The sequence below is a fragment of the Govania unica genome (assembly GCF_027920805.1).
Lineage (GTDB): Bacteria > Pseudomonadota > Alphaproteobacteria > Sphingomonadales > Govanellaceae > Govanella > Govanella unica.
Window position 1 is genome coordinate 64,000 of the sequence record NZ_JANWOI010000001.1, and the last position, 13,303, is coordinate 77,302.

At 62.5% G+C, this 13,303-nt stretch carries 9 protein-coding genes; 6 read left to right on the plus strand and 3 right to left on the minus strand.

What is annotated here, in order from left to right; all coding sequences use genetic code 11:
- The first annotated feature begins 32 nt into the window (after positions 1-32).
- The gene (locus tag NYP16_RS00310; RefSeq protein ID WP_274942109.1) at positions 33-557 is read left to right on the plus strand and encodes a flavin reductase family protein; all 525 of its coding nucleotides are present in this window, start codon (positions 33-35) and stop codon (positions 555-557) included.
- Between the two features lie 3 nt (positions 558-560).
- On the opposite strand, the gene NYP16_RS00315 is transcribed toward NYP16_RS00310, so the two are convergent.
- Together NYP16_RS00315 and NYP16_RS00320 are read right to left on the minus strand one after the other, a co-directional pair.
- Positions 561-1,079 (minus strand): SixA phosphatase family protein, encoded by a 519-nt coding sequence (locus NYP16_RS00315; protein ID WP_274942110.1) that lies wholly within the window; start codon positions 1,077-1,079, stop codon positions 561-563.
- 30 nt (positions 1,080-1,109) lie between these two features.
- Positions 1,110-1,265: a DUF1674 domain-containing protein gene (locus tag NYP16_RS00320; protein ID WP_274942111.1), complete on the minus strand. Its 156-nt coding sequence runs from the start codon at positions 1,263-1,265 to the stop codon at positions 1,110-1,112.
- A gap of 78 nt (positions 1,266-1,343) precedes the next feature.
- Between NYP16_RS00320 and htpX the strand changes: the two genes are divergently transcribed.
- The 5 genes from htpX to purH all read left to right on the plus strand — a co-directional run bounded on the left by htpX (position 1,344) and on the right by purH (position 8,017).
- A complete protein-coding gene (gene htpX / locus NYP16_RS00325; RefSeq protein ID WP_274942112.1) occupies positions 1,344-2,264 on the plus strand; it encodes a zinc metalloprotease HtpX in 921 nt (306 codons plus the stop codon).
- 240 nt (positions 2,265-2,504) lie between these two features.
- Positions 2,505-3,803, plus strand: coding sequence for a 16S rRNA (cytosine(967)-C(5))-methyltransferase RsmB (gene rsmB / locus NYP16_RS00330; RefSeq protein WP_274942113.1), 1,299 nt, complete (start codon positions 2,505-2,507; stop codon positions 3,801-3,803).
- A gap of 97 nt (positions 3,804-3,900) precedes the next feature.
- Positions 3,901-4,581: a ribulose-phosphate 3-epimerase gene (rpe, locus tag NYP16_RS00335; RefSeq protein ID WP_274942114.1), complete on the plus strand. Its 681-nt coding sequence runs from the start codon at positions 3,901-3,903 to the stop codon at positions 4,579-4,581.
- A gap of 9 nt (positions 4,582-4,590) precedes the next feature.
- Complete coding sequence (locus NYP16_RS00340) at positions 4,591-6,330, plus strand: heparinase II/III family protein (RefSeq protein ID WP_274942115.1); 1,740 nt, start codon at positions 4,591-4,593, stop codon at positions 6,328-6,330.
- Between the two features lie 97 nt (positions 6,331-6,427).
- The gene (gene purH / locus NYP16_RS00345) at positions 6,428-8,017 is read left to right on the plus strand and encodes a bifunctional phosphoribosylaminoimidazolecarboxamide formyltransferase/IMP cyclohydrolase (protein ID WP_274942116.1); all 1,590 of its coding nucleotides are present in this window, start codon (positions 6,428-6,430) and stop codon (positions 8,015-8,017) included.
- Positions 8,018-8,355: 338 nt separating this feature from the next.
- On the opposite strand, the gene NYP16_RS00350 is transcribed toward purH, so the two are convergent.
- Complete coding sequence (locus NYP16_RS00350) at positions 8,356-13,176, minus strand: NAD-glutamate dehydrogenase (protein ID WP_274942117.1); 4,821 nt, start codon at positions 13,174-13,176, stop codon at positions 8,356-8,358.
- Positions 13,177-13,303 lie beyond the last annotated feature (127 nt).

A 13,303-nucleotide genomic window follows, 5' to 3' on the forward strand; every position in this document is an offset into this window, starting at 1 on the left:
GAAATATAATGTCAGGACAGTCCAGTTTACCCGTGAGCGCGAAGCATGCCTCGCTGACCACCCATGTGCCCGCCGCGAGTGATGATGCCCAGCGCGCTTTGCGCGATGCGTTCGGGCGTTATGCCACGGGAGTGACCATCATCACCGCTCGTACGGCGGAGGGCGAGGAAATCGGCATTACCGCCAATTCCTTCACCTCGGTGTCGCTCGATCCGGCCATGGTGCTGTGGAATATTGCCCTGAAATCCCAGCATGTTGATTGCTTTCAGCCGGGCTTCCGCTTTGCCGTCAATGTGCTGTCGGACAACCATGAAACACTGGCGCGGCATTTCGGCCGTTCGGGGCGTGATCAGTTCCGCGAAATCGATATTGCGCTCTGTCATGGGCTTGGCGGGGTGCCGCTGATTGACGGGGCCATTGCCTGCTTTGAATGTGTGACCGATCAGGTGGTGCTGGCCGGAGATCATAACGTGCTGATCGGCCGGGTCGAACGCTTCGGCGCTCATGCCGGGGCACCGCTTGCGTTTCATAACGGGCGGTTTGCCCTGTTGGGGTGATGCTCAGACATCGCCCAAGCTGCGCGGTTTGATGAAGCGCATAAGCTGGCCGCTGCCGGGAATGACATCGGCCCATTGCCCCTTGAACTGGAGCAGCGCGAGGGCTCCGGTCGGGAATTTCTCCGCGAGTTCAGCGCGGGCGCTTTTGGATTCCGCCGCAGCCAGCATGTTGGCGAGGCTATGTGTGCCGGGATTATGGCCGATCAGCATCAGGCTTTTGAGGTCGTTCGAGGCGTCCTGAACAAATTTCAGCATGGCGCGGGGGCTTGCGAGATAAAGCGCTTTTTCATAACGCACTGACGGCGGGCGATCGCAGGCATCAAGCAAATGGGCCAGCGTTTCCCGGGTGCGGAGCGCGGTCGAACATAGCACCAGATCCGGCCATAAATTCTCGCGGGCGAGATACTGGCCCATTCTGATCGCGGCGGCGTCTCCCCGGGCATTGAGCGGGCGGTCATGATCGGCGATACCGGCGGCGCTCCAGTCGGATTTGGCGTGACGTAACAGCATCAGCGTCTTCATGAGGCAGCCCTTCACAAGGAGATACGCAGGTCAGAAGTCCGAGGTGATGCCGTTCCGTTCCCAATCGCCATAGCGGGTCGGTTCCGGGCCCTTGCGGCCGCCGATTTCTTTTGGCGCTTCCGAAGGCGTGATCTGGTCTTTAGGGTTTTTCGGGGCCGGTTCGGCGGCGGGTTTCGACTCGGTCATTAGACGGTTCCATCTTGCGCTTGGTGAACTGTCCTCTAAATAAGGGGAAGCAGGGTTTATTACCAGAGGCGGCAGACGATGGGTGCAGTACGGACAGGTATTCTTCTCGCAGGCATGACAGCCTTCTTTATCGGCATCGGCTATCTGATCGGTGGCGCGGGCGGCATGATGATTGCGTTTCTGGTGGCTGTGGCCATGAATGCCTTCGCCTATTGGAATTCCGATAAGATGGTCCTGCGCATGCATGGGGCCCGGGAAGTGAGCGCCGCCGAGGCGCCGGAGTTTCATGCTCTGGTGCGCGATCTCGCGGCGCGCGCCGGTCTGCCCATGCCTAAGGTCTATATCATGGACAATGACCAGCCGAACGCCTTTGCCACCGGGCGCAATCCCGAACATGCGGCAGTTGCGGCCACGAGCGGGCTGTTGCGGCTGTTGAACAAGCGTGAAGTGGCCGGGGTCATGGCCCATGAGCTGGCCCATGTGAAAAACCGCGACACCCTGACCATGACGATTACGGCGACCTTCGCCGGGGCCATCGGCATGCTGGCCAATTTCGCCATGTTCCTGCGGCCGTCCGGGCATGACAACCGGGGCGGCGGCATGGGTATGATCGGCAGCATTCTGGTGATGATCCTCGCCCCCATGGCGGCCATGCTGATCCAGATGGCCATCAGCCGCACCCGGGAATATGAGGCCGACCGCATCGGATCGGAAATCAGCGGCGATCCGCTGGCGCTCGCTGCCGCCCTCAATAAATTGCAGAACGGGGCCGAGCGCGTCGAAAACCCGGCTGCCGAACAGAACCCGGCCACGGCGCATCTGTTTATCGTCAATCCTCTGCATGGCCGGGGCATGGATAATTTGTTTTCAACCCACCCCAACATGAAGAACCGCATCGCCAAATTGCAGGACTTGGCAGAGGCCATGGGGCAGGGTGGTCGTTATGATCCATCCCCGGCGGCTGAGACGCCTGCCGCGCGGCGCGGGCCTTGGGGGTAATCTGTTGGTTTCCTCAGAATGGATTGCCGGGTCAAGCCCGGCAATGACACAGATGGGGACGCGGAATGCCGTGGTGTTCGGGGATAATTGGTTAGATTTAGGCTTTGCTTCAAGTAAACATTGTCATTACCGGGCTTGACCCGGTAATCCATGGGTCAGTCAGTCCTGCAAGGCGCCCGGAAATGACTGATCCAGAGAAACGCGGCCTGTTCCGAACAGCCATAGGATGAAGACCACATCATGACCCAATCACCTTTGGCGGCGCGGGCCGTGGCGCTTGCGGCTTTGCAGCGCATTCTGGATAACGGCCAGTATCTGGACGAGGCCTTCGCGGCGGCGTTGCGGCTGCAGCCCGGCATGGCGGCTCGGGACAGGGCCTTTGCCCGGTTGCTGGTGATCACCGTGCTGCGCCGGCTTGGGGAGATTGACTCCCGGATCAATGGCTTTTTGGATGCGCCGGAAAAGCTTGCGTCGGATGCCCGCCATATTCTGCGTCTGGGCGCGGCTCAGTTGCTCTATCTCGGCACGCCGCCGCATGCGGTGGTCGACACGGCGGTGGGTCTTGCCGGAAGTGACCGCGACAGTTTCGTGCGCCGGGCCAAGGGGCTTGTGAATGCCGTCCTGCGGCGCATTGCCGATGAGGGGCCACGGCCCTTGCCGCCCGCGCTTAATCTGCCGGACTGGCTGCTTGAGTCCTGGTCGGATCGCTTCGGGCCCGAGACCGCGACAGCCATCGCCGCCGCCCAGCTGGGCGAGCCGCCGCTTGATCTCACCCTCAAGCCAGACGCCGACCGGGAGGCCCTTGTAGCCGAATTGACGTCACGACAGATTGACGTCATGACGTCACCAAGCGGGGGCCTGCGTCTGGAAGAAGCTGGAATCATTGAAGATTTGCCGGGATTTGCGGAGGGTCTCTGGTGGGTCCAGGATGCCGCTGCCGCCCTTCCGGCACAGTTGCTCGGGGTCAAGGCCGGGGAGCGGGTGCTTGATCTCTGCGCGGCACCGGGTGGCAAAACGGCCCAGCTTGCGGCGGCGGGGGCCGAGGTCACGGCCCTTGATCTCGCGCCGAAGCGCCTGAAACGGCTCCAGGAAAATCTTGACCGGCTTGGCCTCACAGCCGAGCTTGTGGCCGCCGACGGCCGTAAATACCGGCCCGAGCCGCGCTTTGATCATGTGTTGCTCGATGCGCCCTGTTCGGCCACGGGCACCTTGCGCCGCCATCCCGATGTGGGCTGGTTGAAGTCGCCTGAGGATGTGCAGTCTCTGGTGCTGACGCAACAGGCGCTGTTCGCCGCCGCCGCCCATATGGTGGCGCCGGGCGGGCGTCTTCTGTATTGCGTCTGTTCCATGGAGGCGGCGGAGGGGCCGGATCAGGTCAGCCATTTCCTCCAGCATCATAAAGACTTTGCCCTTGAGCCGGTAACCGGGGCGGAGCTTCCGGGGCTTGAGGCGGCTCTGCTGCCGGACGGTACGGTCCAGACCCTGCCGAGCCAGAACGTGGATGGCTTTTACATAGCCCGGTTGCGGCATCTTCCATGACTTGTTAAGCGGGCCTGACTTGTTAAGCGGGGCCTGAACTGTTAAGACGGGGGCCTGCATTTTTCTCATGCCGAAGTCCTGAAAGCACAGAGCCGCCATGACCCGAATAGTCCGTATCGCGCCCTCGATTTTGTCCGCCGATTTCGCGCGCCTCGGGGAGGAACTTCAGGCCGTCACCGAAGCCGGGGCCGACTTCATTCATGTGGACGTGATGGACGGCCATTTCGTGCCGAACATCACCATTGGGCCGGCAGTGGTCAAGGCGCTGCGTCCCCATAGCGCGCTGCCGTTCGATGTGCATCTGATGATCGCGCCGGTGGATCCCTATGTGGCCGGGTTTGCTGACGCCGGGTCCGATATCATCACTGTTCATGCCGAGGCTGGTGCGCATCTTCATCGCACTCTTCAATTGGTGAAGGCGCAGGGCAAAAAGGCCGGGGTGTCGCTCAACCCGGCGTCGCCCATCGAGCTTCTGGATTATGTCTGGGACGACATTGATCTGGTGCTGGTCATGACCGTCAACCCGGGCTTTGGCGGCCAGAGCTTCATCGACAGTCAGCTGGATAAAATCCGCCGCCTGCGCGAGCGCATCGAACGCGAGACCGCAGGCACGGGCCGCCAGATCCTGCTTGAGGTAGATGGCGGTGTCACGCCCGAGACCGCGCGTAAGGTGGTGATGGCCGGGGCCGATGTGCTGGTGGCCGGAACCGCGACTTTCAAGGGCGGGCCTGAGGCCTATGCCCGCAATATCGCCGCCTTGCGCGACGCGGTGTGCTGATCGGCTGATATGAGTGAAATCCGGCGAACCAAGGATGCGTTTTTCGCGCGCACGGCACGGGCGGCCCGCCATGCCTTGAAGCGGGCGGAAACGCGCATGCTGGCAGCGGCGGTGATTGCGAGCGGCCCGCATCCGATCCGTCTTCTCAAGGTTCCGAAAGATCCCTGGCCCGGCGATTATGCCGTGGGCGCCGGGATTCTGGCCGGGCGCTTTCATCATGCGGGCCAGGTTCTCAAAGGTGCGGGCAGCGCGAACGGCGAAGATCCGGATCGCTGGACGCCACAGGTTCTGTGGTCGTCGTCGCGGCTTGCGCCCGGTTGGTGGGACTGGTTGCAGGGCTTCTCCTGGTTGCGTGATCTGGCCACCGTGGCCGATCAGGCAGCGGCGCGGCGGGTGGCCGAAGCTCATGTAAGGGCCTGGTGTCAAGCCCATGATCGTTGGCCCTCTCCGGCTTGGGAACCGGGCGTTATTGGTCGTCGTTTGTTGTCCTGGATGACTTATGCGCCGCTGATTCTCGCGAGCGAAGATCATGTTTATCGCAGCCGGGTGCTGAACAGCATGGCCCGGCAGGCGCGCTTTCTCGGCCTCGGGGTCGCCACTATGGAGCCGGGGCCTGACCGGGTGACGGCGCTTGTAGGCCTCGTGGCCAGCGGCCTGTTGTTGCCGAATGGCGAAAGCCGCCTGAAACAGGGCAGCCAGCAACTGGCGGCGGAGCTTGAGCGTATGGTTCAGGGCGATGGTGGGTTTCTATCCCGTTCGCCTGCGGATCTGGCCCGGGTATTGCGCGATCTTATAAGTTTGAGCGCCATTTACGCCGCTGTTGAAGAACCGGTGTCAAGTGCCGTGACCCGCGCCCTTGATCGCATTGTCCCTGCCCTGAAGGCGCTGACCCATGGTGATCAGCGGCTGGCGCAGTTCAATGGGGCCTACGCCGATGGTCCGCCGCTGCTCGCGCGGTTGCCCGAGCCTTATAAAAGCATGGATCCGCTCGACAACGGCCTCCATACCGGGTTCCAGCGGCTGGCGCGCGGCGCGCTTGCGGTGGTGATCGATGGCGGGCCGCCGCCGGTGGGCGCGCTCAGTCGCCGCCATCATGCGGGCACCGGCAGTTTCGAGATGAGCCTTGGCGCGGAGCGCGTGGTGGTCAATTGCGGCAGCGTCGATTGCCTGCCCGATCCGGCGGCCCTGCCATTCGGTCAGTCGGCCGATGATCTCGGGCGTTTGACTCGGGCCACGGCGGCGCATTCGACTCTGGTGATCAATGACACCAATTCCAGCCAGATCTTGCCCGGCGGTCTGATCGGCGAGGGGCCTAGCGCCGTCAGCCTCGACCGCAACGAGGCCGAGGACGGCGCGCTGCTTCTTGATCTTGAGCATGACGGCTACAGCAAGAAGTTCAACTATGTGCATCGCCGTCGTTTTTTCCTGGCGGCGCGGGGCGAGGAATTGCGTGGTGAGGACACGCTTGAGGCGGAAGACTCAGGGGCCCGGCGTACGCTATATTTCGATCTGCGCTTTCATCTGCATCCCGAGGCGACGCCGCGCTTGCTCGCCGCCGATGAAGGTGTTCTGATCCGTCTACCGTCCGGACGCGCCTTGCGGTTTCTCGCCTCGGGCGGCGATGTGGCCATCGAGGACAGCCTTTATTTCGGAGCTCCGGCCTTCCCGCGTCGGACGCGGCAGATTGTCGTGAGCGGACGCCTGAACGGTGAGACGCGGCAAATCCGTTGGGCTTTCCGGACGGTCTAGACTCCGATAAAATCCTTGCCTCGGGTGGTTTGATGCCGTACCCAACCGCAAAGCCGGTATCCGGCATGTCGTAAGTATATGTTTCTGGAGAAAAGCCATGATCGATCGCGTCGCCGTCAAGCGGGCCCTGTTGTCCGTGTCCGACAAGTCGGGCCTTGTCGAGTTCGGGCGCTTTCTGGCCGGGGCAGGCGTTGAGATCCTGTCCACCGGCGGCACCGCCAAGACTCTGGCCGATGCTGGCGTTCCGGTGCGGGAAGTGGCCGATTACACCGGTTTCCCGGAAATGCTCGACGGCCGGGTGAAGACGCTGCATCCGAAAATCCATGGCGGGCTGCTTGGGGTGCGCGACAACCCGGAACATGCCATGTCCATGAAGGATTATGACATCGGCGGCATCGATCTTATCGTCGTCAATCTCTATCCTTTCGAGGCCACGGTGGCGCGCGGTGCGGATCTTGCGACCTGCATCGAAAATATCGACATCGGCGGGCCGGCCATGATCCGTTCGGCGGCCAAAAATCATCGCTTTGTCACCGTCATCACCGACCCTGCTGATTATGTGGCGGTGCAGGCGGAAATGAGCGCGAACGACAGCAGCACCGGTTTTGCCCTGCGCCAGAAGCTCGCGGCCAAGGCCTATGCCCGCACCGGCGCCTATGACGCCGCCATTTCGGCCTGGTTCGCCGGAGATGTGCTGGGCGAGAGCTTTGCCGATCGTCTGGTGCTGGCGGGTGAAAAGCTTCAGGATCTTCGTTACGGGGAAAACCCCCATCAGGCGGCGGCGGTCTATCGGCGCGGCGTGACCAACGAGCCGGGCATTGTCGGCGCGCGTCAGCTTCAGGGTAAGGAGCTGAGCTATAACAATATCAATGACACCGACGCCGCGTTCGAGCTGATTTCGGAATTCGATCCGGCCGTTCCGGCCATCGCCATCATCAAGCATGCGAACCCCTGCGGTGTCGCGGTGGGGGCGACCCTGCTGCAAGCCTATGAAAAAGCATTGGCCTGTGACCCGGTAAGCGCGTTCGGCGGCATCGTGGCGGCGAACCGCCCGCTTGATGCGGCGGCGGCAAGGGCCATCACCGAAATTTTCACCGAAGTCGTGGTCGCCCCGGATGCCGATCCCGAAGCCATCGCCATTTTCGCCGCCAAGAAGAATTTGCGCCTGCTGCTCACGGGCGGCTTGCGTGATGCGACCAAGCCCGGGGTTACCGTGAAGACGGTGGCCGGGGGGCTTCTGGTGCAGACCCGCGACAGCGGCCGGGTCACCCGCAATGATCTCAAAGTCGTCACCAAGCGCCAGCCGTCGGAGGCTGAACTCAATGATCTGCTGTTTGCCTTCCGCGTTGGCAAGCATGTGAAATCGAACGCCATCGTCTATGTGAAGGACGGGGCCACGGTGGGCATCGGTGCCGGGCAAATGAGCCGCGTTGACAGCGCCCGCATCGCCGCAAGGAAAGCCGAAGACGCGGCGGCCACGGTCGGCGGCACACCGCTCACCCAGGGCTCGGTTGTGGCCTCAGACGCCTTTTTCCCCTTCGCCGATGGCCTGCTGGCCGCAGCGGCAGCTGGGGCCACGGCTGTTATTCAACCCGGCGGCTCCATGCGCGACGACGAAGTGATCAAAGCCGCCGACGAAGCCGGTCTCGCCATGGTCTTCACCGGCATGCGCCATTTCCGCCATTAATATATCTGCCATTACCGGACTTGACCCGGCAATCCATGTCTCAGTCCGCAAGATGGATGCCCGGGTCAAGCCCGGGCATGACATTTTGTGGAGGTGGTCTGGCCGCTGCCGATCTGGCAGGCGGCCGTCATTCGGCCCGGCGGCTCCACGTTTAATGGCGAGGTGATCAAGGCTGCTGACGAAGCTGGTTTCGCCAGGTGTTCACCGGAATTCCCACCATTAATATATCTGTCATTGCCGGGCTTGATCCGGCAATCCATGTCTCAGTCCGTAAGGTGGATGCCTGGGTCAAGCCCGGGCATGACAGGTTTTTTGTGAGACGGCGGGAGAAGCTGCCTTCACCGTAACAGCAGGGCTCGCAAGTGGCGGGTGGCGTAGCCGAGTTTGGCTGGGGTCAGGTTGGTGTTGTGGAGTTCGCTGACCATGACGTTCGCCCGGCGGAGGGCGGCGTCGTTGGCGGCGATCCAGGTTTGGGCCATGGTCACGCCGTCGGTTTTGGTGGTGCCGCCGCCGAGCGCGCGTTCCGTCAGGGACCGTTGCTGATCTAGGATATCCTCGATAATGGCGATGGCGGCCAGGCGTTCCCAATGGTCGCCGGAGGGGATTTCCTCGGTGCTGGTCCTGAGCCAGGTGTAGCCGCCGCTGTCTCCGAGATAGTAATAGGCTCGCGCCACATCCTCGACCGGGCGCCCGAGGTCATGAGCCAGTTCGACGATATCGCCGGTGGTGGCATGGGCTTCAAGGGCGCCGATGCGGAGGGCGAGGGCCTTGGCCACTCCGGCCTGTTCATAGACGGCGGCCTTGGCTTCGATCCGTTTTAACTGCACCGTGTCGAGGATTTCGAGCGGGGCGGAGATCATGTCCTCTATGCCGGGCATGAGGCGGGCGACCGAATGGGCGATGGCCTCGCCGCGCGGCATGCGGCGCAACAGCCAGATGGTGAACAGCCGGGTGAATTCGGCCACATCGAGATAAAGCCGGGTTTGCACTGAGGCTGGCACCTGGTCGTCCAGGGCGTCGATCTGCTGCCACAGCGACTTGAGACCATAGATCTCGCGCACCACGGCATAGCCGCGAGCCACGTCGGCCAGTTCGCAATCGGCCTGTTCAGACACCGTATGGACAAAGCCCGGGCCCATGCGGTTGATCATTTCATTGGCGAGCACGGTGGCGATGATCTCCGGCCGCAGGCGATGTTTGGCCAGTGCGTCGCCATAGGTCGCAGACAGCCGGGGCGGGAAGGCGGCGGCCAGATCGGCATTGAAGAAACTGTCCTCGGCCACCGGATGCTTGGCGATGGCCTGTTTGGCCGCCATTTTCGCGTAAGACACCAGAATGGCGATTTCCGGCCGGGTCAGGCCTTCGTCGCGGGCGCGCCGTTCGGCGATGGTTTCGTCGCTTGGCAGGCCTTCGATGCTACGATCGAGGCTGGCGGTTTTCTCAAGCGCGGTCATCAGCCGGGCCTGACTGTCGAGGGCCTTGGAGCCGCCGCTTTGGGTTAGGGTGATTGACAGCGTCTGCAGATAGTTATGGATGAGCACCAGCGCCGACACATCGTCGGTCATGGCGACCAGAAGCTTGTCGCGATCGGGGCGGCTGAGCACGCCGTCCTGTTCGAGGCCATTCAGCAGGATCTTGATATTGACTTCATGGTCCGAGCAATTGACCCCGGCTGAGTTATCCACGGAGTCGGTGTTGATGGCTCCGCCGGTGCGGGCAAATTCGATGCGCCCGGCCTGGGTGCACCCGAGATTGCCGCCTTCGCCGACCACCTTGCAGCGGAGGTCGCCGCCATTGACACGGAGCGCATCATTGGCGCGGTCGCCGACGTCGCGGTTGTTTTCGGAGGCCGCCTTGATATAGGTGCCGATGCCGCCAATCCACAGCAGATCGACGTTGGCCTTGAGCACGAGCTGGATCAGGTCATTGGGGATGAGCGGCTCCTCGCCAACTCCGAGCCAGGCGCGGACCTCGGCCGAGAGCGTCACAGATTTGGCCTTGCGGTCGATGATCGCGCCGCCCTTTGACAGGAGTTTCGGGTTGTAATCGGCCCAGGAGGAACGCGGCAGGTCATAGAGCCGCTGGCGTTCGGCGTAGCTTTTGGCCGGATCGGGCGTCGGGTCGAGGAAGATATGGCGATGGTCGAAGGCGGCGCGAAGCTGGATCTTGTCGGAACGCAGCATGCCGTTGCCGAACACGTCGCCCGACATGTCGCCGATGCCGACCACCGAAATGCCCGTGGTCTTGAGGTCGATGCCATGTTCACGGAAATGGCGTTCAACGGAAATCCACGCGCCGCGTGCGGTGATGGCCATTTTCTTATGGTCATAGCCATGGGAGCCGCCGCTGGCAAAAGCATCGCCGAGCCAGAAGCCGCAGTCCTCGGCGATAGCATTTGCATAGTCCGAGAAGCTCGCGGTGCCCTTATCGGCGGCGACCACCAGATAGGGATCGGGGCCGTCGTGCCGTACGACATTTTCCGGCGGGATCAGATGATCGCCCGACAGATTGTCAGTGACATCCAGGAGCGAGCTGATGAAGGTCTTGTAGCAGGCGACGCCATCGGCAAGCACGGCGTCGCGGTCACCGGTTTTCGGCGCATGTTTCGGATAAAAGCCGCCCTTGGCCCCGACCGGTACGATGACCGCATTCTTGACTTGCTGCGCCTTGACGAGCCCGAGCACCTCGGTGCGGAAATCTTCCGGCCGGTCGGACCAGCGAAGGCCGCCGCGCGCCACCGGCCCAAAGCGCAGATGGACGCCTTCGACCCGCGGGGCATAGACGAAGATTTCGGCGTAGGGGCGCGGCAGCGGGGCTTCCTTGACCTCGCGGCTGTTGATTTTGAGCGCGAGGGCCGGACGCAGGCTGCCATCCGTTCCGGTCTGATAGTAATTGCAGCGGAGGGTGGCGAGCAGGCAATTGCGGAAGGCGCGCAGAATGCGATCCTGATCCAGGCTTGTCACATGATCGAGGGCGCGGTTGATGGCGCTGTTGACGGTCTCGCTTTCGGCCTCGCGGCTGTCATCATCAAGGGCGGGGTTGAAGCGGGCTTCGAACAAGGCCACCAGCGCGCGGGCGATGACCGGATTGTCGGCCAGGGTCTGGCGCACATAATCTTCGCTATAGGCGAGCCCAAGCTGCCGCAGATAGCGGGCATAGGCGCGCAGCACCACGACCTCCCGCCATTGCAGCCCGGCGCGCAGCACCATGCTGTTGAAGCCGTCATTTTCGGCCCGGCCCGCCGCCACCTGATGGAGCGTGTCCTCAAGGCGCGGTTTGACATCGGCGAGCGCGATCTCGGCCCCATGCGGTTCTCTCAGATAAAAACTGTGCAGGCAGCCTTCGCCGTTGCCGTTCTGATCGGGGAAAGCGATGTCATAGGCGTCTTCCTCGATCACCCGCAGCCCGAGATTTTCCAGAAGCGGCATGACGTCGCTCAAGGGGATGACGGCGGAGGGGTGATAGATCTTGAGCCGGAGCGCGTCGTCCGGGTCTTCGGCCAGACGATAGAAATTATATTGCACCTCGCCGGCGCCGCTTGCCTCGAATTTCTCGATGTCGATGACGGTGAACTCGGGGGAGAAATTGTCGCGATAGGCAGCCGGGAACACATGGGCATAGCGCTCGAACAGCGCAATGCCGCGTTCTTCGCCAAAGCGCTTGACCAGGCTTTCCTTCAACTGGTCGCGCCAGCCGCGGGCCACCTGGGCGATGCGGACATTGATGTCGGCGGCACTGACGATGGGCGTCTGGCCCGGCCGGGTGCGGATGATGAAATGCCAGCGGGCGATCACATCGTCGCTCAATTGGGCATGGCGGGCCGAGATTTCGCCCTTATAGGCATCACAGAGAATGGCCTCGATGCGGTTCCGGAGGTTGCTTTCATAGAGTTCGCGCGGCACGTAAACCAGCGCCGAGACAAAGCGGCCATGGGGATCCTGACGCAGGAAGGCGCGGGCATGGGGGCGTTCGAGCAGATAGAGAATGCCCATGCTGGTTTCAAACAGGGCGTCTTCGTCGATCTGAAACAGCTCGTCACGCGGGAAGCTTTCCAGAATATGCAGGAGCGCCTTGCCGTCATGGCTGCGGCGTTCGAACCGCGCGCGCTCCAGCATATGGGTGACCTTATGGCGGAGATAGGGGACGGTCTCGGCCCGGCGGCTGTAGGCGACTGAGGTGAACAGGCCGACAAAACGATGCTCGCCTACGGCGCGGCCGCTGTCGTCATGGATCTTGATGCCGACGTAATCGAGATGCACCGGCCGATGCACGGTGGATTTGACATTGGCCTTGCTGATGATCATAGGCGCATCGCTGTGCAGAAAATCGCGGATTTCATCGGAGATGGCGATGAAGTCGGCGCCACGGCGAAACACCTGACGGGCCGGATCGCGGAGAATGCCAAGACCCTCTCCGGCCACGGCTTCAGTCGGGACATGGGAATAGGCGCGATAGCCGAGCAGGGTGAAATGATTGTCCTTGAGCCAATCGAGAAAGGCCATGGCTTCGTGGGCATTGGCGGCGGTGTCAGAGTCGGCTTTGGGGGCTTTCGGTCCCTGGCCGAGGTCGGCGCGGGCGATATCAACTTTTTCCAGCATGGCCGGCCAGTCCTGCACGGCGACGCGGACATCTGCGAGAATATGGTTCAGCCGCAGCTCAAGGGCGGCCAGCACGGCGGGCGCGGTCTTGCGATCGATCTCAAGATGAATGAGGGATTCCCGGATGACCGTCGCATCCTTGGCGCTGCTGCGGTTGCCGTCGGCGTCGCGCGGGCAGTCGACCATGGGGTGCAGGATGAAATGAATCTCGGTGCCTGATAACGCGAGGTCGCCGGTGACGGAGCTGACCAGGAACGGCATGTCGTCATTGACCATCTGGATGATGGTATGGGAGCTGTGCCAGCCATGTTCCTCAAGGGTCGGGTTGAATACCCGGAGCCGCGCCGTGCCGGGGCTGCGCCGGGTGGAGAACTTCCACATGCTGAGGAGGATGCCATAGAGCATCTCAACCGGACGCAAGATCACGTCCTCGGGCGCGGCCTTGTCGAGCACGGCGTGGATAAACCCGCGCATGGCGGCAAAATCGGCTTTGGGCAAACGGCTTTGGGCATAATCGACAACATGGGCGATATGAGCTTCGCGTTGCGTCCAGGACGGCATTGCGCTGTGATCCTTGAGGTCTGACAGAGGGCGGCTTGGGCCCTCGGGGTTGCAGAGACAGGTGTGGTCACCCCGATTGCAGGGGACCCCGACGATATTTCTCTGGCCCGGTCAGTCGTTCCCGCGC

Excerpts from the sequence above, each read along its gene's own strand:
- NYP16_RS00315 (WP_274942110.1), bottom strand. The coding sequence starts at position 1,079 with ATGAAGACGCTGATGCTGTTACGTCACGCCAAATCCGACTGGAGCGCC.
- NYP16_RS00320 (WP_274942111.1), bottom strand. The coding sequence starts at position 1,265 with ATGACCGAGTCGAAACCCGCCGCCGAACCGGCCCCGAAAAACCCTAAA.
- htpX (WP_274942112.1), top strand. The coding sequence starts at position 1,344 with ATGGGTGCAGTACGGACAGGTATTCTTCTCGCAGGCATGACAGCCTTC.
- rsmB (WP_274942113.1), top strand. The coding sequence starts at position 2,505 with ATGACCCAATCACCTTTGGCGGCGCGGGCCGTGGCGCTTGCGGCTTTG.
- rpe (WP_274942114.1), top strand. The coding sequence starts at position 3,901 with ATGACCCGAATAGTCCGTATCGCGCCCTCGATTTTGTCCGCCGATTTC.
- NYP16_RS00340 (WP_274942115.1), top strand. The coding sequence starts at position 4,591 with ATGAGTGAAATCCGGCGAACCAAGGATGCGTTTTTCGCGCGCACGGCA.
- purH (WP_274942116.1), top strand. The coding sequence starts at position 6,428 with ATGATCGATCGCGTCGCCGTCAAGCGGGCCCTGTTGTCCGTGTCCGAC.
- NYP16_RS00350 (WP_274942117.1), bottom strand. The coding sequence starts at position 13,176 with ATGCCGTCCTGGACGCAACGCGAAGCTCATATCGCCCATGTTGTCGAT.